Annotated in this window: 1 protein-coding gene; it reads left to right on the top strand. The window is 65.1% G+C overall.

Annotated elements, in window-relative coordinates:
* Positions 1 to 545: IS3 family transposase (locus tag IG178_RS24735; RefSeq protein ID WP_193215242.1), on the top strand; the 545-nt coding region annotated here is incomplete at its 5' end.
* Between the last annotated feature and the right edge of the window lie 103 nt (positions 546 to 648).

A 648-nucleotide genomic window follows, 5' to 3' on the forward strand; every position in this document is an offset into this window, starting at 1 on the left:
CTCCGAACCAGTTGTGGGTCGCGGACATCACCTACTGCCGCACCTTCGCCGGCTGGGTGTATGCCGCGTTCGTCATCGATGTGTTCTCCCGCCGCGTGGTCGGCTGGCAGCTGTCGAAGTCGCTGCGGACGGACCTCGCGTTGGACGCGCTCGAGATGGGCATCTGGACCCGCGATCACGCAGGCCAGGCCGTCTCCGGGCTCACGCACCACAGCGATAAGGGCGTTCAGTACGTCGCCATCCGCTACACCGAGCGTCTTGCTGAGGCCGGCGCGGCCGCCTCGGTCGGCTCCACCGGCGACTCGTATGACAATGCCCTGGCCGAGGCCTTCAACTCGCTGTTCAAGGCTGAACTGGTCCGCAACCGCGGGCCCTGGAAGAACATCGACGACCTCGAGATCGCGACCGCGGAATACATCGACTGGTTCAATCACCGGCGACTTCACGGCGAGATCGGCATGATCCCGCCCGTCGAGCTCGAGGACACCTACCATCACAACCACCCCGCACCGGCACCCGCCGACGCGGCACTTGCGAGCCTCTAACAAACCCGGGGCGATTCAAGGTTCTCCAGTGGCACGGTCGACGTGCGACAGGCGGTTCAAGTGGACGTCGACCAAGATCCGGTGGACTGTCGACGGAGCAACG

The sequence above is a fragment of the Neoluteolibacter marinus genome (genome assembly GCF_014904755.1).
GTDB classification, from domain to species: Bacteria; Verrucomicrobiota; Verrucomicrobiia; order Verrucomicrobiales; family Akkermansiaceae; genus Haloferula; species Haloferula marina.